This window comes from Enterococcus sp. C57, from assembly GCF_040887305.1.
Classification (GTDB): domain Bacteria; phylum Bacillota; class Bacilli; order Lactobacillales; family Enterococcaceae; genus Enterococcus_B; species Enterococcus_B hirae.
The window spans coordinates 387174-410311 of sequence record NZ_JBFOFP010000002.1 but is presented as its reverse complement, the minus strand read 5'-3'; the positions used below and the strand labels follow the sequence as shown (position 1 = coordinate 410311).

Genomic DNA, 23138 nt, shown 5'->3' with positions numbered 1-23138 from the left:
CTTTTTTAAATACTTGAAAGTAGCAGTTTTTGTTTTCGTAAAAGTATGATATGATAACAAGCGACGTGGAAATGATGAGAACCAATAGGAGGAAAGCCTATGGCAACAAAACGTGATTATTATGAAGTCTTAGGGCTCTCGAAAGGAGCTTCTGAAGATGAAATTAAAAAAGCTTATCGAAAGCTATCAAAAAAATATCATCCAGATATCAATAAAGAAGCTGATGCAGAAGAAAAATTCAAAGAAGTATCAGAAGCTTATGAAATTTTAAGTGACCCGCAAAAACGGGCAGCTTATGATCAATATGGACACGCAGGTACCGATCCAAACTATGGCGCTGGTGGAGCCGGTGGCGGCTTTGGTGGTTTTGGCGGCTTTTCGGGTGGCGGTTTTGGTGGTTTCGAAGATATCTTTGATTCGTTCTTTGGCGGTGGCGGTCGTACGGTAGACCCTAATGCGCCAAGACAGGGTGCGGATTTACAGTATACGATCGATCTTTCTTTTGAAGAAGCGATTTTTGGCGTAGAAAAAGAAATCAAGTATAACCGAGAAGAAATTTGTCATACTTGCCATGGAAATGGTGCGAAACCTGGAACGCAACCAACAACTTGTCATAAGTGTCATGGATCAGGGACAATCAATGTGGAACGTCAAACGCCACTTGGCCGTGTGATGAGTCGTCAAACTTGTGACGTTTGTCATGGTACTGGTAAAGAAATCAAAGATCCTTGTCCAACTTGTCATGGTTCTGGTCATGAAAAGAAAGCACATTCTGTTAAGGTGAATGTACCAGCAGGTGTAGAAGAAGGACAACAAATGCGTCTGGCAGGTCAAGGTGAAGCTGGAGAAAACGGCGGACCATTTGGTGATCTATATGTTGTATTCCGTGTGGAAGAAAGTGATATTTTCGATCGTGATGGTTCAGAGATCTATTACGAATTGCCATTGAGTTTTGTACAAGCTGCTTTAGGTGATGAAGTAAAAGTGCCAACCGTTCATGGAGATGTCAAACTTAAAATTCCGGCAGGTACGCAAACAGGAACGAATTTCCGTTTACGTGGCAAAGGAGCGCCTAAACTTCGTGGAGGAGCTACTGGGGATCAACATGTGAAAGTGAAGTTGATCACGCCGAAGAACTTAAATGAACAGCAACGTGAAGCATTGCGTGCTTTTGCTGAAGCTGGTGGCATCAAAGTAGAAGAACAACAAGAAGATGGCTTCTTTGATAAAGTGAAAGATGCCTTTGGCGGTAAGAAAAGAAAATAAAAGAAAATAAAAGAAAAGCAAATCAATAAATTCAGTTAGTGTCTCTGGCAGTTAGACCAACATCTAATTGCTGGAGAATCGCCAGCCTCTTATTGATTTGCTTTTTTTATTTAGACAGGAGAAAGTGGCAAACAAATAATTAAAGCAGGGACGAAAGAAGAGGACAAAAAGGAATCAAGTGTTTTTTTGTCAATTTTATAAATGCCTTTAAAATAAAGACCGTTGCAAGGGATAGGCATCCTTTTGCAACGGTCTTTAACAATTTCATCATCTTAAGGTTAAATATCTAGTACTTTATCTAGGAAATCTTTTGTTCGTTCATTTTGTGGATTTTCAAAGATTTGTTGTGGTGTGCCATCTTCTAGGAAATTCCCTCCATCAATAAACATGACACGATTGGCAACTTCTTTAGCAAAGCCCATTTCGTGTGTAACGATAACCATCGTCATCCCTTGCTTAGCTAATTTTTTCATGACGTTCAAGACATCTCCGACCATTTCCGGGTCTAGTGCAGAAGTTGGTTCGTCGAAGAGCATGATATCAGGATTCATTGCTAGAGCACGAGCGATAGCGACCCGTTGCTTTTGTCCACCAGAAAGCATTTCTGGATACATGTCTTTTTTATCTTCAAGGCCGACGGTTTGTAGCAATTTGATTGCTTTCTTTTCAGCGGCTTCTTTTGATTCTTTTTTCAAATCCATTGGTGCTAATGTAATGTTTTCTAGCACTGAAAGATGTGGGAATAGATTAAAATGTTGGAATACCATTCCAATGTGTTGTCTTACCAAATTGATATCGGTGTTTTTGTCCATTAAGTGGGCCCCGTCAATGATGATTTCGCCGTCTGAAGGCTCTTCTAGACGGTTTAAGCAACGTAGGAAGGTACTTTTTCCTGAACCGGAAGGACCGATGATACAAACAACGTCACCTTCGTTGATTGAAACATTGATATCATTTAAAACGGTATTTTCACCGTATTTTTTTACAAGATGTTCAACTAGAATTTTTTCAGCCATCTTATTTCACCTTCTTTTCTAAAACTTTTGCTAATTTTGTCAGAATAGTAATGAGGATCAAATACATGATAGCAATAATTAGATAGACGTACGTACTTTGTGTCGTACGTGCAACGATAATTTTACCAGTTTGCAGTAACTCTACCACACCGATCGCTGAGATGATTGTTGTATCTTTCAATGAAATAACGAATTGGTTCACGAAAGATGGCAACATGATCTTGATTGCTTGTGGTAAGATGATTTTTTGCATGGTTCGATTATATGAAAGTCCTAAACTGCGAGAAGCTTCCATTTGACCAACTGGCACAGCTTTGATCCCACCACGAACGATTTCTGCGATATAAGCGCTGGCGTTCAAAGTTAGTGTGATAATCCCGGCAATGAAGTCGGGAATAGTAAACCCGACGATACCTGGTAACCCAAAGAAGATGAAGAATGCAAGAACCATCATTGGAATACCGCGGATGACATCGACATAAATACTTGCAATTGTTCGTAGAGCTCTGATTGGCGCTACGCTGAATAAACCAAAGATAACACCAACAACTAATGCCAAGGCGAATGAAATTAAAGTTAATAAGATCGTTTGCCATAAACCTTTTAGTAAAACTTTGTAGTTGTTTTGTAATAGACCAGTTAGTGTAGATTCATCTTTGCTGGCTTTAGTAGGCGTATTATCTGTTGAGATATATTTGTTGATGATTTTATCGTATTCGCCAGTTCGTTTTAATTCTTTTAGACCTTCGTTGAACATTTGTAATAGTTCAGGATTTTGGCCTTTTTTCACAGCAAAAGCGTATTTACCACCAGATTCTTTAGCAATCGGTGTTTCTAATTGTTGATTGTTTTTAATTGCATAGCCGATAACAGGGTAGTCGTCCATCATGGCGTCAATTGCGCCAACTCTCAATCCGTCATATAACTGATCTGCAGAATCGAAGTACTTGATGGTATAGCCGTACTGGTCTTCGTGGGCATTTAAGAAATCAGCACTTTCAGTTCCAACTTTGGCACCTACTGTTTTTCCTTTTAGGTCTTCATAGGACTTGATTGAATTGTCTCCTTTTTTGACAGCGATTTGAATCCCGCTTTCAAAATAAGGATCTGAGAAATCATAGCTTTTTTTTCGTTCATCGGTCACAGTCATTCCTGCGATCATTCCATCTGCTTGACCAGATTCTAACGCTTGTAGCGCAGCAGAGAAACCACGATAATCCATACGTAGGTTAAATCCTTGCAGTTTGGAGATTGCCTCCATTAATCCAACATCAATTCCCTCGTATTTGCCTTCAGCGTTTTGAAACTCGAAAGGTGCAAAAGCTGAATCGCTGGCAATGACATACGTCTCTTTCTTAGGTTCTATTTTTTGCATCGTCTCGCTCGTACTTGAGTCAGCAGTAGTTTTATCGTCAGCTTGTACAGGACTGCTAAGCGCAAATGTGACAAGCCCTGTCATTATGAAAATAATCGTATGAAGCAAATGCTTTTTTTTCATAATTAACCTCCTAAAATTTCAATAACTTTTCATATTTTCCTATTATATGCGAAAACTAATAATAGATACAAGCTGAGTTGCTGAAAAAAATAAAAAAAATGTCATTTTGTAACAATCTATGTTATAAAATGTAACATAATAAATGTAGAGAGGAATCTGACGTAAGATCAATAATTACTTAAGGGACATTATTGATATATATTTTTGCTGCCTAATTTACTACTTAATACATGTATGAATTTATATAATATAGTAGAAAAGAAAAAACTCAAAAGTAGCGAAAGTATGTTCGGTGTGGTATAATAAATCAACAAGGAATGCCTTTGCTTTCCTTTTCTTTTTTGTGGTCGTAAAATGAAGAGGAAAGAATGAAAAGGAGGATGAAATATGATAGAAAGAGATACCTCCCGACACTTTGAGTTGGTGTCAAAATATCAACCAGCAGGAGATCAACCCGAAGCCATTACACAGTTAGTTGATGGGGTAGTTGGTGGAAAGAAAGCTCAGATACTTTTAGGAGCAACTGGTACAGGGAAGACGTACACCGTTTCGAATTTGATTGAAAAAGTGAATAAGCCAACATTGATTATTGCCCACAATAAAACATTAGCTGGACAATTATATGGGGAGTTCAAAGAATTTTTCCCCAATAATGCAGTTGAATATTTTGTATCTTATTACGATTATTATCAACCTGAAGCTTATGTCCCTTCAAGTGATACTTACATTGAAAAGGATTCTAGTGTCAATGATGAAATTGATAAATTACGCCATTCAGCAACCAGTTCATTATTAGAACGAAATGATGTGATCGTGATTGCCTCTGTTTCTTGCATCTTTGGTTTGGGTTCACCTTTTGAGTATCAAAAACAAGTCGTTTCAATTAGACAAGGAGCTGAGCTTGATCGTAATCAATTGATTCGTGATTTAGTTAGTATCCAATTTGAGCGCAACGATATTGATTTTCAACGTGGTCGTTTTCGAGTACGTGGGGACGTTGTGGAGATTTTCCCAGCCAGTCGGGATGAACGTGCGTTGCGTGTTGAATTTTTTGGTGATGAGGTCGAAAGGATTCGTGAAGTCAATGCGTTGACTGGTGAGGTCTTGGGAGAAACTGAGCATGTGGCGATATTTCCAGCGACTCACTTTGTTACAAATGATGAACACATGGAACATGCGGTTGCAAACATCAAAGCAGAACTGGAACAACGTTTGACTGTTTTGCGGAATGAGAATAAATTGTTAGAGGCCCAACGGCTAGAACAACGAACGAACTATGATATTGAAATGATGTTAGAAATGGGTTATACATCTGGGATCGAAAATTATTCGCGACACATGGATGGACGAAAAGAAGGCGAGCCACCATACACGTTACTTGATTTCTTTCCCGAAGATTCATTAATGATTATTGATGAATCGCATGTGACAATGCCGCAAATTCGGGGAATGTACAATGGTGACCGCGCAAGAAAACAGATGTTAGTCGATTATGGTTTTCGTTTACCATCGGCATTAGACAATCGTCCGTTACGATTAGAAGAGTTTGAAAAGCACGTGAATCAAATCGTTTATGTATCTGCTACGCCTGGTCCATATGAGTATGAACAAACGGATACAGTGATTCAACAGATCATCCGACCAACTGGGTTACTAGATCCAATCATCGAAGTGCGGCCGATCATGGGGCAAATTGATGATCTGGTAGGAGAAATCAATGAACGAGTTGAAAAAGATCAGCGCGTGTTTGTAACTACATTGACAAAGAAAATGTCTGAAGATTTGACTGATTATTTTAAAGAATTAGGAATCAAAGTCAAATATCTGCATAGTGATATCAAAACATTAGAGCGTACCGAAATCATTCGTGATCTTCGTTTAGGTGAATTCGATGTACTTGTAGGAATCAACTTGTTACGTGAAGGACTTGATGTACCGGAAGTTTCGCTAGTAGCGATTTTGGATGCAGATAAAGAAGGCTTTTTACGGAGCGAACGTTCTTTAGTACAGACGATTGGACGTGCAGCACGGAATGCAGAAGGAAAAGTGATTATGTATGCGGACAAAGTGACTGATTCGATGCGCAAGGCTATCGATGAAACTGCTAGACGACGTAGTATCCAAGAACAATATAATCAAGAGCATGGTATCGTGCCGAAAACGATCATCAAAGAGATCCGTGATTTGATTTCCATCACGAAAGAATCCGAAGATGATGCAAAAGAAACGGTTCAAGTATCCTATGAAGAAATGACAAGAGAAGAAAAAGCTACATTATTAATGAAATTAGAAAAAGAAATGAAAGATGCTGCTAAAGCATTAGATTTCGAGACAGCCGCAAATGTACGGGATATGATTCTTGAACTAAAGGCGTCAGAGTAGGGGGATTATATGGCAAATGATAAAATAATTATCCATGGTGCAAGAGCCCACAATTTAAAAAACATCAATGTGACAATTCCGCGAGATAAATTTGTGGTGGTCACTGGATTATCTGGTTCTGGGAAAAGTTCGTTAGCATTCGATACATTATATGCAGAAGGACAAAGAAGATATGTCGAAAGTCTTTCTGCTTATGCACGCCAATTTTTAGGGCAAATGGATAAACCGGATGTTGATAGTATTGATGGGCTAAGTCCAGCAATTTCAATTGATCAAAAAACAACTAGTAAAAACCCTCGTTCAACAGTAGGAACTGTCACAGAAATCAATGATTATCTCCGATTGCTGTTTGCACGTGTGGGGCATCCTATCTGTCCGAATGATCACATTGAGATCACCAGCCAATCTATTGATCAAATGGCTGATAAAGTTTTAGAATTACCTGAACGAACTAAAATTCAAGTTCTTGCGCCGATCATTGTCAAGAAAAAAGGCCAACATAAAAAAGTTTTTGAACGTATTCAAAAAGAAGGATACGTACGTGTTCGAGTGGATGGAGAAATCTATGACTTAAGTGAAGTACCAGAATTAGAAAAAAATAAAAAGCATGATATCGCAATTGTCATAGACCGTGTCATCATAAAAGAAGGAATCCGTTCACGTTTGTTTGATTCAATCGAAGCTGCCTTGCGTTTAGCAGAAGGCTATGTTTTGATTGATGTCATCGGAGAAGAGGAAATGCTGTTTAGCGAGCATTACGCTTGTCCTTATTGTGGCTTTACTGTTGGTGAATTGGAACCAAGACTGTTTTCTTTCAATGCGCCATTTGGTGCTTGTCCTGATTGTGATGGTCTTGGTGTCAAATTAGAAGTGGACCAAGATTTAGTGATACCTGATCGTACGAAGACGTTGAGTCAAGGAGCAATCGTCCCTTGGAATCCAATCAGTTCACAATACTATCCACAGATGCTGGCTCAAGCCTGTGAAAGTTATGGGATTGATATGGAGACGCCTTTTGAAGAGTTGCCACTTGAACATCAAGAAATCGTGCTCAATGGGACAGACGAGCTGTTCCATTTCCACTATGAGAATGATTTCGGTGGTGTTCGTGATGTTGAAACAACTTTTGAAGGGGTATTGAAAAACATTAAGCGTCGGTACCATGATACAAACAGTGATTTCACAAGAGAGCAAATGAGACAATATATGACTGAATTGACTTGTCAAACTTGTCATGGGTATCGTTTGAATCCTCAAGCTTTATCCGTTCAAATCAATGGGACGAATATTGGACAAACGAACGAGTTGTCTATCCAAAAAGCGGTCAACTTCTTTTCAAATTTGACCCTTTCAGACCAAGAAAAAGTAATAGCAAAACCGATTTTAAAAGAAGTGAATGATCGACTTTCATTTTTAGAAAATGTTGGTCTCGATTATTTAACGCTGAGTCGTGCATCAGGAACTCTTTCAGGAGGAGAAGCACAGCGGATCCGTTTGGCCACTCAAATTGGCTCGAATCTCTCAGGGGTTCTTTATATTTTAGATGAGCCTTCTATCGGACTCCACCAACGAGATAACGATCGGTTGATCGGTTCATTGAAGAAAATGCGTGATCTAGGGAATACATTAGTCGTGGTCGAGCATGATGAAGATACGATGCGTGCGGCAGATTATTTGATTGATGTAGGCCCTGGTGCCGGGCATCAAGGAGGAGAAATCGTTTCAGCTGGCACGCCTGCGGAAGTGGCTGCTGATGAAGACTCTTTGACTGGACAATATCTATCCGGTAAAAAGAGTATCCCAGTTCCAACTGAACGCCGAAAAGGGAATGGAAAAGCCATCAAAATCACTGGGGCAACGGAAAATAATTTGAAAAATATTTCAGTGGAATTTCCTTTAGGTGAATTTGTTGCGGTGACTGGTGTGTCCGGTTCAGGTAAGAGTACATTGGTCAATAGTATCCTAAAACGAGCTCTTGCACAAAAAATCAACCGTAATTCAGCAAAACCTGGTAAATTCAAATCAATTTCCGGTTATGAAAGTATTGAAAAAATCATTGATATCGATCAAAGTCCGATTGGGCGCACACCACGAAGCAATCCTGCGACATATACTAGTGTATTTGATGATATCAGAGATTTATTTGCACAAACAAATGAAGCTAAAATGCGTGGGTATAAAAAAGGTCGTTTTAGTTTCAACGTTAAAGGTGGACGTTGTGAAGCCTGCCGAGGCGATGGAATTATTAAGATTGAAATGCACTTTCTACCTGATGTTTACGTTCCTTGTGAAGTTTGTCATGGGAAGCGATATAATTCTGAAACGCTAGAAGTTCATTATAAAGGAAAAAGTATTGCAGATATTTTAGAAATGACGGTTGAAGATGCCGTTGAATTTTTCCAACCAATCCCTAAGATTCATCGAAAACTTCAAACCATTGTCGATGTTGGTCTAGGCTACGTTACGATGGGGCAACCAGCTACAACATTATCTGGTGGGGAAGCACAGCGGATGAAACTCGCTAGTGAATTACACAAAATAGCGAATGGTAAGAACTTTTATATTTTGGATGAACCAACGACTGGTTTGCATACAGATGATATTGCCCGGCTACTTGATGTCTTGCAACGTTTAGTAGATGCAGGGAATACGGTATTAGTGATCGAGCATAACCTTGATGTTATTAAAACCGCTGATCATATTATTGATCTTGGACCAGAAGGCGGGGAAGGTGGCGGTACGATTTTAGCCACTGGTACACCTGAAGAAATCATTGAGGTGAAAGAGAGTTATACTGGTCGATACTTAAAAAAAATCATGAATGGTGAAAACCAACTGGATAGTTAAAAAAAAATTAAAATCAAGTATCTATTCTTGTTTTATTGACCAGTATAGACTAAAATACGAAACATGGTAGTTCTTTCTACACTAATTGGTATAGATAAAAACTTCCTATAAGTTCAATCCGTTCAAAAAAGAATTGAGCAATCGGAGGAGATTCCTTTGATTGCTTTTTTCTTTATGGTATGATATTCCTTGTGTAGTTGAAAAAGAAAACTAGAGATTATGAGTAAGTGAGAGATAATGATGAACAGTAATGTAAACGAAGAATTTATTCCTATTTTATTGGGTAGCGACATGAATGTCTATGGAATGGCACGCTCATTTCATGAAGCGTATGGCAAAGTTTGCCAGGCGTATGCATCAAATCAGTTGGCACCAACTCGCTATAGCAAAATCGTCAAAGTTGACGTAATTCCTGGCTTTGATAAAGATCCGGTCTTTATTGAGTCCATGTTACGTTTAGCAAGAGAGAAATATTCAGATCAAACGAAGAAGTATCTCTTGATCGCATGTGGAGATGGCTATGCAGAACTGATTTCACAGCATAAAGAAGAACTCTCAAAGTATTTTATTTGTCCTTACATCGATTATTCGTTATTTAAACGTCTGATTAATAAGGTTAGTTTTTATGAAGTTTGCGAGGAATACCAGTTACCTTATCCCAAAACGTTGATTGTTAGAAAAGAAATGTTAGTTGATGGGCATTTGAATCAAGAGTTACCATTTGACTTTCCAGTGGCATTAAAGCCGGCAAACAGCGTAGAATACTTATCTGTCCAATTTGAAGGTCGAAAAAAAGCGTTTATTATCGATAATCGTGAAGAATTTGACTTGATCTTAGGTCGTATTTACGAAGCAGGTTATACAAGTGAAATGATCGTCCAAGATTTCATTCCTGGGGATGATAGTAATATGCGTGTGTTAAATGCTTATGTCGATGAAAACCATCAAGTAAGAATGATGTGTTTAGGTCACCCATTACTAGAAGATCCAACACCAGCTTCGATTGGTAATTATGTGGTGATCATGCCAGATTATAATGAAAAGATCTATCAAACGATTAAACGATTTTTAGAAGATATTTCCTATACTGGTTTTGCGAATTTTGATATGAAATACGATCCAAGAGATGGTGAATACAAACTTTTTGAAATCAACCTTCGTCAGGGAAGAAGCAGTTTCTTTGTCACTCTTAATGGCTTGAATTTAGCAAAATTTGTGACAGAAGACCGTGTATTTGAAGTTCCATTCACAGGGACTACCTATGGGACGAGCCAATCGGATCAAGCAAAATTATGGATGGGTGTACCTAACAAGGTCTTTTTAACTTATGCAAAAGCAAATGAAGACAAAAAAGTTGCAGAAAAAATGATTAAAGAAAATCGTTATGGAACGACTGTTTTTTATGAGAAAGATCGTTCGCTCAAACGCTGGTTATTGATGAAGTATATGTTTAGAAATTACATTCCTCGATTTAAAAAATACTTTCATGTGAAAGAAGGTTGATTCATGGAAAACTTTTTTAGTATTTTGGGCGGAATGGGAACGATGGCCACAGAGAGTTTTGTCCGTCTAATCAATCATCGAACCAAAGCCTCAAAAGATCAGGAATATTTAAATTATGTATTATTTAATCATGCGACAGTTCCTGATCGAACGGCTTATATTTTAGATAGGGAACAAGAAAGTCCAATGCCTTACCTACTAGATGATGTTGAAAAACAAAATTTACTCAAACCAAATTTTATCGTTTTAACGTGTAATACAGCTCATTATTTCTTTGATGAACTTCAAGCAGCCACTGAGATTCCGATTCTTCATATGCCACGAGAAGCGGCAAATGAGCTTGTCAGACAAAATACAACTGGTAAAGTAGCCATCCTAGGTACGGAAGGTAGCATGAAAGCTGGAATTTATGAAAAGGAAGTGAGACAGCTAGGCTTTGAGGCTGTCATTCCTGATGCTCAACTTCAGGCGAAAATCAACCATTTGATTTATCATGATATCAAAGAATCAGATTATTTAAACAAAGAACTATACTACGAAATTTTGGCAGAAGCGGTGGCGCGATTTGATTGCGAAAAAATTATTTTAGGCTGTACAGAATTATCGTTGATGCAAGAGTATGTAGGGGAAAATGAATATCCCGTCATTGACGCACAGTCAATCTTAGCTGATCAAACGATCGCCCGTGCCTTACAACACCGACAAGCTACCATATCAAGTTGAAAACTTTTATGAGCAGAGATTAGGGGCGGATACCTACAGTGGTATTTGTCCCTATTTTTATCGACAACTTCATTTTTAAGAATGTTTAACTGGTAATGATACGCCCGGAAGTGATATAATTTTAGGAAGAGATATGAGAGGGGGCCGTTTGATATGGCTGATAATTTACAACTAGTAATCATCACAGGGATGAGTGGCGCTGGGAAGACGGTCGCTATTCAAAGTTTTGAAGATATGGGGTATTTCTGTATTGATAATATGCCACCAAATCTAATTCCAAAGTTTTGGGAATTGATCAAAGAATCGGGTAAAGTGACGAAAATGGCATTAGTGGTAGACTTGCGTTCACGCTCGTTTTTTGAAGAAATCCAAAATATGTTAGTCGAAATTGAGAATACGGATTTTATCGATACGTCGATTTTATTTTTAGATGCATCCGATGAAGAATTAGTCGCACGATACAAGGAAACAAGACGTACCCATCCAATGGCAATGAACGGTTTAGTCACGGAAGGAATTCGTAAAGAACGTGCGATATTGAATGATCTAAAGATGCAGGCCTCGGTCATTATAGACACGACGACTTTAACGCCACGTCAGTTAAGGGAAAAAATCAATCAAACGTTTAAGACCAAAGGCGATCAAGGCTTTCGAATCGAATTTGTTTCCTTTGGATTCAAATATGGCTTGCCGATTGATTCAGATATCGTGATGGATGTACGCTTTTTACCAAATCCCCACTATATCCCTGAATTAAGACCTTTGACAGGAAAAGATCAACCAGTTTATGACTATGTGATGTCATTTGATGAAACTGAGCTGTTTTATAATAAGTTTTTAGATTTATTACAGACGGTTTTACCAGGATATATCAAAGAAGGTAAAAGCAGCTTGACGATTGCTATTGGCTGTACCGGAGGGCAACACCGTTCAGTTGCGTTAACAGAACGTTTATCAGGTGCTTTGAAAGAAAATTATAAAGTCAATGTGACTCACCGTGACAAAGATAAACGGAAAGAGACGGTGAATCGCTCGTGAAGATGAAAACTTACCGTATAAGAAAGCCCAAAATCGTTGTCGTTGGGGGTGGCACAGGCTTACCGGTTATTTTAAAAAGCTTGCGTAACCAAGGGGCTGATATTACAGCGATCGTAACTGTCGCAGATGACGGAGGCAGTAGCGGTGCAATCAGAGAATCAATTGCGATGGCGCCCCCTGGCGATTTGAGGAATGTGTTGGTTTCATTGTCGGATATGCCACAATTTTATGAAGATATCTTTCAGTATCGTTTTAAAAAAGAAGATCAATTTTTAGCCAATCATACGATTGGTAATTTGATCATTGCCGCTGTCGCAGAAATGAGAGGAAGTACATACGAAGCAGTACAACTCCTATCTAAGATGATGCATGTGGACGGTCATATCTATCCTTCTTCTGAAACACCATTAACACTCCATGCAGTTTTTAAAGATGGTACTACTGCGGTGGGGGAATCAAAAATTGCGGTCGATCGAAAAACGATTGATCATGTCTATGTGCGAAATACCACGGATGATAGCGAAGCCAAACCAGCACGAAAAGTTGTTTCTGCCATTATGGAGGCAGATATGGTCGTTTTAGGACCGGGTAGTTTGTTTACTAGCATTTTACCTAATTTGGTCATCCAAGAAATTGGAGAAGCAGTAGCTAAAACAGAAGCCGAAGTGGTGTATATTTGTAATATCATGACACAAAAAGGTGAAACAGAACATTTTACAGATGCTGATCATATTCGGGTGTTGCATGAACATTTGAAACGACCATTTATTGATACTGTTTTAGTTAACACAGAAAAAGTACCAGCAGGTTATATGGATCCTGAAATATACGATGAATACCTCGTACAAGTAACCCATGATTTTCATGGATTACGGAATGAAGGATGTCGAGTGATTTCGACTGACTTTTTAGAATTAAAAAATGGTGGTGTCTTCCATGATGGTGAAAAAGTTGTGGAAGAGCTATTTCGTTTGGTTTTTGGTTCCAAATATTAAACGGTAGGTTACTAAGAGAAAGGAGGAGAATAGGGTGTCATTTGCGGCAGATGTCAAAAAAGAACTTACTGGACTTGAAGTTCACCGCGAACATGCAAAGGCGGAATTAGCTGCACTTTTGCGAATGAATGGATCTTTAGGGATTGTGAATCAACAATTTATCCTAAACTTTCAAACAGAAAATGCAGCTATCGCTAGACGGATCTATTCTCTTTTAAAAGATCATTATAATGTCCGAAGCGAGTTACTCGTTCGAAAAAAAATGAAATTGAAAAAGAATAATGTCTATATCGTTCGTTTGAAACAAGGAACGAAAAATGTACTGATGGATCTAGATATCATGGACGGAATGATGTTCAATGGGCATGTATCTGATGAAATTTTAGGAAATGCACAAAAAATGCGATCCTATCTAAGAGGAGCATTCATGGCGTCTGGTTCAGTCAATAATCCTGAAACTAGTCGTTACCATTTAGAAATTTTCTCCATTTATGAACAACATAATCAAGACATTTGTGATATGTTAAATTATTATGGTCTTCATGCTCGAACATTGGAACGTCGAAACGGCTATATTTCATATTTAAAAGGCGCAGAGAAAATTGCTGACTTTTTAACCTTAATTGGTGCGACGAATTCGATGTTGCGCTTTGAAGATGTCCGTATCGTACGTGATATGCGAAACTCAGTCAACCGACTTGTCAATTGTGAGACAGCCAATCTGAATAAAACGATTGATGCTGCAGCAAAACAAATCGAAAATATTGAATTGATTGAAAGTAGAGTTGGATTAACTGCACTACCAGAAAAATTGCAAGAAATTGCAGAATTGAGATTAAAGCACCCAGAAGTCAGTTTAAAAGAGCTAGGAGAAATGATTCCATCAGGAGCGATCTCTAAATCCGGAATCAATCATCGAATCAGAAAGATTAATGAATTTGCAGAAAAGTTGCGCGAAGAAGCAAGTTAAGTGAAAAAATTTTTAATTTTTTAATTAATGAAGATTTTGGGACAAGTATTTGTCTCAGAATCTTTTTTTATTATATTTCCAAAAAAAGTTCTAATCAGTGTCCTTTAATATGTTAAAAAGTAAGTAGCAAGTCCCATTGATAACGGTTATTGCTACTAAAAACAAAGGAGAATAATTACTATGGAAAATAAGGTTAATAATAAAAGAAAGAAAAAACAAAAAAAAGATACAGAGAAACAAGAGATTCATATGAAACGCCTTCCTAAGGTTAGCCCGAAAAAACTAACGTTTCGGAAACGCCGCAATAAGGAGCAAATGAATAAAATCCATAGAGAGTTCATTCATGGACTTGAAAATAAAGTAAGTGTAAAAGAACTTACTAAGCGATTAAAGATTAGTAGACCAACTGCTTATAGGATACTTAATTTAGAAATCGCACGTAGCATATACCAAGGTTTTTCGGTACCTCAGATAGCTGAAAGACTACATAAAAGTTCAAATAGTATAATGGGAAAAAAACATGCATTCATCATAAATAATTTTCGAAGGAATGGTAATATCCGACTCATTCCTGAGATGATTGGTTGTTCAGAAGATTACGTGATAGAAAAATTAGTCGTTCACAAGCTTAAAAAAAAGGAAAATATAATGAAGATCTCTGAAAGCTTGGATATTTCTGTAGAAAAAACTAAAACGATAATAGAGGATTATGCAATAAGAAAAATTCATGATCAAGGGTATACAAGGGAAGAATTAAATAGAATATTACCTGTGAGTTTAGATGGATATCCAAGGATACTTGAGGTTTTCCAAAAAGTTGAAAAAAATAACAAATTAGTGGAAGATGCAAAAAAAAGCATTAAAAAAACAAATACCGTGTTGTTAAGAAAAAAAACAAAAAAGAGGGAAAGATTAAGTTTCGATGATCTTGTCAAGAAAAGAAAAATAGGTATGAAAATTGGGAAGATTGCAACTGAACAGGAAACGGATCTATCAATGGTGAAACATCGAATGGCTAAATTTATTATAGATCATTCAATTAGGGGAATATCTAGACAAGAAATAAGTAACCAGCTTTGTTTAACTCAAACTGAAATAAAAACATTTCCATATCAGTATATTAAAAACAATATATTAAAGAACCAAAAAATTCAAGGAATTGCGGAAAGAAATGGCTGCACGTTGGCTCAAATTTATAAGATATATGTAGAGGGAGCAATTGAAAAAAATGTATCCATTAATGAAATTGCATGTACGCTAAAGATAAACGAAGAAGCCGTTCAAGAGATAGTGAATAAAATTCAGAACGAATCTCAACCAGAATTAAACACCCCAGAACCACCTATCATTGAGAAAGCAATCTCTGAAGTTAAGAAAAATCTGATACAAGAAGGCACGATCCAACCACCAAAACCAATATCTATGGCTGAATCAACAAACCAGTTTCATCAAATCTACACTAAAACGAATAGATTAGATCCATTGCGTGAAATCATTGTTAGTGAGTATAAGGAGAATCAAAATATAGGAGTAATTTCATATCAATATAATTTATCACCAGAAGAGGTCCAAGAAATAATATGTGATTACATCCGAAATGAAGAAAAGAAAGGGAGGACAGTTAACGAGATTGCGACAGAATTTTCTTATTATTCCGTTCCTAATTCCGATGGAAAACTGCGGTTTATCCATAAAGATGAAGTGTTATCTCTAGTTAAAAACAATTCGTTGTACCAAAGCACGAGTCACCAACCACTACAACCAATATCTATGGATGAATTAACCAGCCGTTTTGATCAAATCGAGCTTAGATCAAATAGCTCAGACCAAGTGAAAGGAAAATATGAAAAGAGTCAAGAAATGAAATCAGAAGGAGAGAGGAAGAGAAGAAATTCAGAATCGGATCCAGGCGCCCTGGACCTAAGTCTGAAAAAAGCACGGGTAGACTCACCCATATTGTCACAGCCAAAAAGTTTTTCATCGACTACAACTCGTGCCGTTGAAAAAGTACAAAATGTCATCGAACAGAAATGGCAACAGCATCTAAATAACCCACGTGTCCAAGCTAGTTTACGAAGCTTTGTCAACGAAAGGTCTTAGGATAGATAGATGGTGTATCAATTCGTTTTTTATATTTTTCTAAATTAAGATCTGGATAGTCGCTCAATCAAAAATGACCCAAGGACCTTAAAAATAGGCTAGGCTATTTTGAGGTTCTTTGGGTCTTGTTAGGATCGGAACGATAGTGTCAATCCTGATCAATAATGATTACAAGTACATGTGATAGTCAGGATTATTACTCGTTAATGTAATCAATTAGCTCTTCTTTTTTGATCGATTCATCAAAAATATGCTCTTCCAAAATAACAGTTGGAACAAAACGGATATTGGCAGCATTCGCCTCAGCTATAATTGCTTGAGAGGCAGGAGATTCTTCTTGGTAAGTTAGACCTAACTTATTTTGAGCATAATCTGCTACTTCTGCTAGACTAAGATTTTTCCAATCATCCTGCGAATCAAATACTTTTTTGATTTCTCGTAAAGCTACTTGACCGTCTGACGTATCAATATGATGATGCATCACATTCCCACGTTGCAAACTTTCTTTTTCTTTATCAAAAAGTTTGATCACCCGTTGCAAACGACCTTTACTTACAGCTTCTTCGAGTAATTCATAAGATTCGTTGAACCATTGACGGCAATAAGGGCAAGCCAGATTGATAAACTCTGCCATTTTCTTAGGAGCATCTAAGTTTCCATAATGAATGCCAGTTTCGGTATTTGTTTTATCTGCTTTAATGATAGATATATCCATGTATAATCACCTCTTAGATTCATTTTAAGCATTTTTCAGGAAAAAGACTAGTTTTTTGTTTAATAAAGCATGTATCTTCTCATGTGAGTACTTTTACAGAATAGGTAGGTTTTCAGGAGCTTTTGCGTTATAATAGGTGGGATATTTGAGAGAATTTGAACAAGGATGATGACAAATGCGAAAAATGAAAACAATGGACGGAAATACAGCTGCCGCTTATATTTCTTATGCTTTTACAGAATTAGCTGCAATCTATCCCATTACGCCCAGCTCAACGATGGCAGAATTAGTGGATCAATGGTCTGCTAGTGGGAAGAAAAATCTTTTTGGACAACCAGTTAAAGTGGTTGAAATGCAATCTGAAGCAGGAGCGGCTGGTGTTGTGCATGGTTCGCTCAAAACAGGAGCGCTGACAACGACTTATACAGCTTCTCAAGGATTGTTGTTGATGATACCCAATATGTATAAAATCGCTGGTGAATTACTACCAAGCGTATTTCATGTCGCAAGTCGTGCAGTCACGACGAATGCGTTAAATATCTTTGGGGATCATGGGGATGTCATGGCTGCTCGATCGACTGGATTTGCGATGCTTGCAGAAAGTAGTGTGCAAGAAGTTATGGACTTAGCACCCGTAGCACATTTGGCTTCGATTGAAGCAGAGCTGCCATTCTTGAATTTTTTTGATGGTTTTCGTACGAGCCATGAAATCCAAAAAATTGAAGTACTAGAATATGACGAGTTAGCATCGTTAATCAATCAAGAGAAACTTGCTGCGTTTAGAAACAGAGCGATGAACCCTAACCACCCAACTGTTAGTGGAACGAATCAAAATCCAGATATTCATTTTCAGCAAAGAGAAACGATCAATTCGTATTACGAACAATTACCTCGCATCGTACAAAAATACATGCAAGCAATCAATGAATTACGTGGAACTTCCTATGATTTAGTCACTTATCATGGTGCTGCCGACGCGACAGAAGTCATCATTTCGATGGGGTCGGTAGCGCAAACGATTGAGCAGACAGTCGATTATTTGAATAGAAATGGCCGGAAAGTCGGTTTCTTAAATATCCATCTTTATCGCCCATTCCCAATTGAAACATTGTTGCAAAAACTTCCTAAAACTACACAGTCAATTGCCGTATTAGATCGAAGCAAAGAACCAGGAGCTGGTGGGGAACCATTACTGCTAGATGTTCAAAGTGCACTTTATGATGCAACAATCTGTCCTAAAATAATTGGTGGGCGGTATGGATTAGGATCAAAAGATGTGACACCAGATCAAATCATCAGCGTTTTTGACGAGTTGCAAAAAGATGAACAAATGAAAAAACGATTTACAATCGGGATAGTGGATGATGTTACCTATCATTCTTTGGCACCAAGACCAACATTGGATTTAACGGATGCTGAAACTTACCAAGCTAAGTTTTGGGGTTTTGGTTCTGACGGGACAGTCGGTGCAAATAAATCTGCTATTAAAATCATTGGTGATCATACAGACAAATACGCCCAAGGCTATTTTTACTATGATTCAAAAAAATCAGGTGGATTGACGATTTCCCATCTCCGTTTTGGAAACACGCCAATTCGTTCTACTTATTTAGTTGAACATGCTGATTTTGTCGCTTGTCATACGCCTGCTTACTTGCACAGCTATGATTTAGTTAAAGGGTTGAAAAAAGGTGGCACATTTTTATTGAATACTTTATGGACAGATGAGCAGTTAGAAACGCATCTGCCTCTTCGTCTAAAAAAATATTTGGCAGAAAATGAGATTCAATTTTATACGATCAATGCGATGAAAATTGCTCAAGAAGTTGGATTAGGTCGTCGTATTAACACTGCCATGCAAACGGCTTTTTTCAAATTAGCAAACATTATTCCTATTGAAGAAGTGATTCCGCTCTTGAAAGAAGAAGTGCTTAAAAGCTATGGTCATAAATCAATGAAAATCGTAGAAAAAAATAACCAAGCGATTGATCATACCCTTGAACTTCTCCATAGAGTTGAAATCCCCAAACATTGGCGATCATTAGAACTACCTAGCAAAAAAGAAGAGACAACATCACGTTACGTAAAAGAGATTTTTACGCCGATCAATGCTCAAGAAGGAAATCAACTGTCAGTAGGTACTTTAGTAGCCAACCAGATGACAACTGGCGAGATGCCATTAGGAACAGCAGCGCTGGAAAAACGAGGTGTAGCCCTAGAAGTCCCTGAATGGATCAGTGACCGTTGTACGATGTGCAATGAGTGCGCATTTGTATGTCCGCACGCAGCCATCCGCCCATTCTTAGCTGATGAAGAAGAGCTGACTGAAGCGCCTGAAGGATTTATCGTTCGTGATATGAGAGGACCTGACGGGTTAAAATATCGTATCCAAGTTTCCGTGGAGGACTGTACAGGATGTGGATTATGTGTGGAGGCTTGTCCAGCCAAAGGAAAAGCGTTAGTGATGAAACCTTACGAGGAACAAAAAGAACAAGCGGTCAATTGGGCGTTTGCAATGACATTGAGACAGAAAGAAAACCCTATGAAAGGAAAAAATACGGTAATGGCTACCCAATTTAACCAACCGTTGCTTGAATTTTCAGGTGCTTGCTCTGGTTGCGGTGAAACGCCATATGTGAAACTTTTGACCCAAATGTTCGGAGACCGAATGATGATCGCTAATGCAACCGGCTGTTCTTCAATATGGGGAGGAGCTTCGCCAGCATCACCGTTCACAACGAATGCTTGTGGGCAAGGTCCAGCTTGGTCTAATTCCTTATTAGAAGATAATGCTGAATTTGGCTATGGTATGTTACTAGCTGCTCAAACCCGTCGTGAAGCTTTAGCGCAATCTGTTCGTGAAATCATGCCAAAAGTATCGAGTGCGCTTCGACTGTTGATGGAGGATTGGCTCAACCATTTATTCGATAGCGAAGGAACACAACAACGAGCAGCTAAACTTCAGGCTGCGATGGTAGCGGAAGTACAGCAAGTCCCAGAATTGGAATCCATTCTTGAGCACAAAGATATTTTTGTCAAAAACAGTCAATGGATTATTGGCGGAGATGGTTGGGCTTATGATATTGGCTTTGGTGGTATCGATCATGTATTGGCTAGTGGGGCAGATGTGAATATCCTAGTATTGGATAATGAAGTTTATTCTAATACTGGGGGGCAAACCTCTAAAGCAACGCCAACGTCAGCTATTGCAAAATTCTCCGCAAGTGGGAAATATGCGTCGAAGAAAGATTTAGGAATGATGGCAATGACTTATGGGAACGTCTATGTCGCTCAAATTGCTTCTGGTGCCAATCAAATGCAAACAATCAAGGCGTTTGAAGAAGCAGAGAAATACCCAGGGCCATCACTAATCATTGCGTATACGCCTTGTATCACCCATGGTCTGTTGGGGGGCATGAAAGAATCGATTAAAGAAGCCAAAGAAGCTGTTTCATCAGGCTATTGGTCCCTCTATCGTTATAATCCAAGTTTAATTGAAAAAGGGAAGGTTCCGATGATTTTGGATTACAAAAAACCAGACTTTTCAACAATGGGCGATTTTATGCGTAAGCAAGTCCGGTTTTCTTCACTAGAAAGTGCCAACCCTCAATTAGCTGAAAAATTGTTTGAAAAAACGGTTCTAGATGCAAAAACTCGTTTTTACAATTATGCTTCACTCACTGGACAGCTTGATAAAATTAAAGAAAAACTAGAACCGTCTGATCCGATTGTAAAAGAAGAGGAAGTCGAAACGAAAAAGAGAAAAAAAGAACGTAAGATCGATGATGAAGCAGCAGCCAGAAGAGCTGCTAAAAGAGCAGAACGTGCAGCACGTCGAAAATGATGTTTTGATGTTTTGTTCATTGATCCAACTATCTCATTCGGTAAATGATAAGCAAACAATTTAAAGGGTGGAAAAATCGATCGAATAATTTATGTAATTTTCTTGAAAAAAGTAGCCGGAATCGTCTCATATTTCCAAACATATGATATACTTAAAGGGAAATCTCAAAAGAGAAGAGAGGCTTTTTATGTCATTTCAAATCGGGGAACTTTTTAATTTAGAGTATTGGCAACAAATGTTTTCCGGTGACTTATTTTCTCTGAATTTTTTGGTAAACATACTGGATATTTTAGTCGTATGGTATTTGGTTTACAAACTGATCCAGCTACTAAGAGGGACGAAAGCGATCCAATTGCTCAAAGGCGTTGCCATCTTTATCGTGATTCGAATTGCGGCTGAGTTGATTGGGCTACACACGCTGTCATGGCTGATGAATCAAGTCATAACTTATGGTGTGATTGCAGCAATCGTTATCTTCCAACCAGAGATTCGTCGTGGGTTAGAACATCTGGGAAGAAGTTCGTTATTCAAACAAACGAAAAGCGAACAGCAAGAAGACGAGAAGATGATCCTATCCTTTGATAAAGCTATTCAATATATGTCGAAACGTAAGATTGGTGCTCTGATTACGATCGAGCGTCATACTGGTTTGGATGAGTATATTGAGACAGGCATTGCATTGGATGCAGATATTACTGGTGAGTTACTTATTAATATCTTTATCCCCAATACGCCGCTGCATGACGGGGCAGTTATTGTCAAAAATGGAAAAATTGCAGTTGCCAGTGCCTATTTACCTTTATCAGAAAGTATGTTGATTCCAAAAGAATTTGGAACACGTCACCGAGCTGCTGTCGGTATTAGTGAGGTCAGCGATGCAATAACTATCGTGGTCTCGGAAGAAACAGGAGATGTAAGTATCACTTTAGACAATCAATTGATACCAGGGTTATCGCAAGAAGAGTATTTATCGATCTTACGAGAACAACTAATTGTAGAAGAAAAAAATAAAAACAAAAAGAATGGGCTTCAATCTTTCTTGGACGCAATGACTAAGGGAGGGGATCGGAAATGATCTCAAAAGAAAAGCGTACGAGTATTCTGTATGGGTTTGTTGCGTTATTGTTTAGTATCATTCTTTATTTCAATGCGAATGGTCAAACGATGCAAAACACATTATCTGGAAACGAGTCCTATTCGCAGACAGCTTCTGATGTTTCGATCCAACTTTTATATGATACCGATAAGTATTATATCCATGGTTACGAAAACACTACTACTGTCAAATTGGCTAGTGCGAATCGTATCCAGTTGATGGCTGAGGCAAATGAAGACACCCGTACCTTTAGGGTCACCGCAGACTTAGCACATCTAGGTGAAGGAACCCACGAAGTGCCATTGAAAATCAAAAATCTAAGCAGCGCTGTCACCGCTAAGTTGCAACCGGAAACGATCACGGTTACAATTGAAAAGAAAGTGACCAAAGACTTTGAAGTTAAAGCTATTCTGCCAACAGAGACGACGCCTTCTGGTTATAATTTAACTGAAACAACTGTCGATCCAACGAAGGTCACGATCACCACTGGAGATAAGACTTTAGCGGAAATTCATCAAGTGGTTGCAAAAGTCAACCCGTCAATGATAACGGACGATGGTGTGAATAGCAATGTATCTGTACAAGCGTTAAATTCAGCTGGTGAGCCGTTGAGTATTGTTTCTGATCCAGTGCAAGTCAACGTCACGTCAGATGCAATCAAACCGAAAAAAACGGTTAGCCTATATGGTATTCAACAAGGGACAAAAGGCGAAGGAATTAAGAACTATAATTTCAAGTTTTCCGAATTAGAGGCTGAAGTCACAGGGACGACGGAACAACTTGCTCAAATAGGGGATAGTATCGCTGTGCCTATCGACATATCAGGAATTACTCATCGAACGACTAGGACGATTCAGATTCCTGTTGAACAAGGAATGAGCGTCTCGCCTAAATCGGTTAAAGTTGAGATAACACCAGTGCTGGAATCGACAACTAGTGATTCTTCAGTCGATAAAAATCAAAGTTCGACTAAAAGGAATGACTCAACAACGTCAACGACAAAGTCGACTACATCGAGCACGTCACTTTCTAGTGTCCAGACAGAAAGCAAGCAAACTTCTGAAAGTACAGATTCGAGTGAATCCACTATGCAAAGTACACAAGAGAGTCAAACGTATTCTTCGGAAAATTAAGTTAAAGGAGCA

15 protein-coding genes are annotated in these 23138 nt (G+C 38.3%); 12 read left to right on the top strand and 3 right to left on the bottom strand.

The features are described from left to right. Positions 1 to 99: 99 nt before the first annotated feature. On the top strand, positions 100 to 1266 hold the full coding sequence (gene dnaJ, locus AB5M32_RS03740) for a molecular chaperone DnaJ (RefSeq protein WP_010718942.1): 1167 nt from the start codon (positions 100 to 102) through the stop codon (positions 1264 to 1266). A 278-nt stretch (positions 1267 to 1544) separates the two neighbouring features. Here dnaJ and AB5M32_RS03735 read toward each other — a convergent pair whose 3' ends face one another. Both AB5M32_RS03735 and AB5M32_RS03730 read right to left on the bottom strand, forming a co-directional pair. Then, positions 1545 to 2282, bottom strand: a complete 738-nt coding sequence (locus AB5M32_RS03735; RefSeq protein WP_010718943.1) for an amino acid ABC transporter ATP-binding protein — start codon at positions 2280 to 2282, stop codon at positions 1545 to 1547. Between the two features lies 1 nt (position 2283). Then, positions 2284 to 3780 (bottom strand): amino acid ABC transporter substrate-binding protein/permease, encoded by a 1497-nt coding sequence (locus tag AB5M32_RS03730; RefSeq protein WP_096709020.1) that lies wholly within the window; start codon positions 3778 to 3780, stop codon positions 2284 to 2286. Between the two features lie 387 nt (positions 3781 to 4167). Here AB5M32_RS03730 and uvrB point away from each other — a divergent pair, with 387 nt between their 5' ends. From uvrB to AB5M32_RS03690, 8 genes are all read left to right on the top strand, one after another. Next, on the top strand, positions 4168 to 6162 hold the full coding sequence (uvrB, locus tag AB5M32_RS03725; RefSeq protein WP_034698271.1) for an excinuclease ABC subunit UvrB: 1995 nt from the start codon (positions 4168 to 4170) through the stop codon (positions 6160 to 6162). Positions 6163 to 6171: 9 nt separating this feature from the next. Further along, positions 6172 to 9009, top strand: coding sequence for an excinuclease ABC subunit UvrA (gene uvrA / locus AB5M32_RS03720; protein WP_081127457.1), 2838 nt, complete (start codon positions 6172 to 6174; stop codon positions 9007 to 9009). Positions 9010 to 9246: 237 nt separating this feature from the next. Continuing rightward, positions 9247 to 10512, top strand: a complete 1266-nt coding sequence (locus AB5M32_RS03715; protein ID WP_010718947.1) for a D-aspartate ligase — start codon at positions 9247 to 9249, stop codon at positions 10510 to 10512. Between the two features lie 3 nt (positions 10513 to 10515). Continuing rightward, positions 10516 to 11235: an amino acid racemase gene (locus AB5M32_RS03710; protein ID WP_010718948.1), complete on the top strand. Its 720-nt coding sequence runs from the start codon at positions 10516 to 10518 to the stop codon at positions 11233 to 11235. Between the two features lie 153 nt (positions 11236 to 11388). Next, positions 11389 to 12273 carry an RNase adapter RapZ gene (rapZ, locus tag AB5M32_RS03705; protein ID WP_010718949.1) on the top strand — a complete coding sequence of 295 codons (885 nt, stop codon included), beginning with the start codon at positions 11389 to 11391 and terminating at the stop codon, positions 12271 to 12273. Then, the gene (gene yvcK, locus AB5M32_RS03700; protein WP_010718950.1) at positions 12270 to 13268 is read left to right on the top strand and encodes a YvcK family protein; all 999 of its coding nucleotides are present in this window, start codon (positions 12270 to 12272) and stop codon (positions 13266 to 13268) included. The genes rapZ and yvcK overlap by 4 nt, the downstream gene beginning before the upstream one ends. Positions 13269 to 13302: 34 nt before the next feature. After that, a complete protein-coding gene (gene whiA / locus AB5M32_RS03695; RefSeq protein WP_368024323.1) occupies positions 13303 to 14238 on the top strand; it encodes a DNA-binding protein WhiA in 936 nt (311 codons plus the stop codon). Between the two features lie 180 nt (positions 14239 to 14418). Continuing rightward, entirely contained in the window at positions 14419 to 16338 is a 1920-nt protein-coding gene (locus AB5M32_RS03690) for a hypothetical protein (protein WP_368024322.1), read from the top strand. A gap of 196 nt (positions 16339 to 16534) precedes the next feature. Here AB5M32_RS03690 and AB5M32_RS03685 read toward each other — a convergent pair whose 3' ends face one another. Further along, the gene (locus AB5M32_RS03685) at positions 16535 to 17053 is read right to left on the bottom strand and encodes a thioredoxin domain-containing protein (protein ID WP_034698266.1); all 519 of its coding nucleotides are present in this window, start codon (positions 17051 to 17053) and stop codon (positions 16535 to 16537) included. Between the two features lie 175 nt (positions 17054 to 17228). Between AB5M32_RS03685 and nifJ the strand changes: the two genes are divergently transcribed. From nifJ to AB5M32_RS03670, 3 genes are all read left to right on the top strand, one after another. After that, positions 17229 to 20897, top strand: a complete 3669-nt coding sequence (gene nifJ, locus AB5M32_RS03680) for a pyruvate:ferredoxin (flavodoxin) oxidoreductase (RefSeq protein ID WP_368024321.1) — start codon at positions 17229 to 17231, stop codon at positions 20895 to 20897. 187 nt (positions 20898 to 21084) lie between these two features. Further along, the gene (cdaA, locus tag AB5M32_RS03675) at positions 21085 to 21972 is read left to right on the top strand and encodes a diadenylate cyclase CdaA (RefSeq protein ID WP_368024320.1); all 888 of its coding nucleotides are present in this window, start codon (positions 21085 to 21087) and stop codon (positions 21970 to 21972) included. Next, positions 21969 to 23126: a YbbR-like domain-containing protein gene (locus AB5M32_RS03670; RefSeq protein WP_010718959.1), complete on the top strand. Its 1158-nt coding sequence runs from the start codon at positions 21969 to 21971 to the stop codon at positions 23124 to 23126. The genes cdaA and AB5M32_RS03670 overlap by 4 nt, the downstream gene beginning before the upstream one ends. The last annotated feature ends 12 nt before the right edge of the window (positions 23127 to 23138 follow it).

Coding starts and splice junctions, on each gene's coding strand:
- dnaJ (WP_010718942.1), top strand. CDS start 100: ATGGCAACAAAACGTGATTATTATGAAGTCTTAGGGCTCTCGAAAGGA.
- AB5M32_RS03735 (WP_010718943.1), bottom strand. CDS start 2,282: ATGGCTGAAAAAATTCTAGTTGAACATCTTGTAAAAAAATACGGTGAA.
- AB5M32_RS03730 (WP_096709020.1), bottom strand. CDS start 3,780: ATGAAAAAAAAGCATTTGCTTCATACGATTATTTTCATAATGACAGGG.
- uvrB (WP_034698271.1), top strand. CDS start 4,168: ATGATAGAAAGAGATACCTCCCGACACTTTGAGTTGGTGTCAAAATAT.
- uvrA (WP_081127457.1), top strand. CDS start 6,172: ATGGCAAATGATAAAATAATTATCCATGGTGCAAGAGCCCACAATTTA.
- AB5M32_RS03715 (WP_010718947.1), top strand. CDS start 9,247: ATGATGAACAGTAATGTAAACGAAGAATTTATTCCTATTTTATTGGGT.
- AB5M32_RS03710 (WP_010718948.1), top strand. CDS start 10,516: ATGGAAAACTTTTTTAGTATTTTGGGCGGAATGGGAACGATGGCCACA.
- rapZ (WP_010718949.1), top strand. CDS start 11,389: ATGGCTGATAATTTACAACTAGTAATCATCACAGGGATGAGTGGCGCT.
- AB5M32_RS03690 (WP_368024322.1), top strand. CDS start 14,419: ATGGAAAATAAGGTTAATAATAAAAGAAAGAAAAAACAAAAAAAAGAT.
- AB5M32_RS03685 (WP_034698266.1), bottom strand. CDS start 17,053: ATGGATATATCTATCATTAAAGCAGATAAAACAAATACCGAAACTGGC.
- nifJ (WP_368024321.1), top strand. CDS start 17,229: ATGCGAAAAATGAAAACAATGGACGGAAATACAGCTGCCGCTTATATT.
- cdaA (WP_368024320.1), top strand. CDS start 21,085: ATGTCATTTCAAATCGGGGAACTTTTTAATTTAGAGTATTGGCAACAA.
- AB5M32_RS03670 (WP_010718959.1), top strand. CDS start 21,969: ATGATCTCAAAAGAAAAGCGTACGAGTATTCTGTATGGGTTTGTTGCG.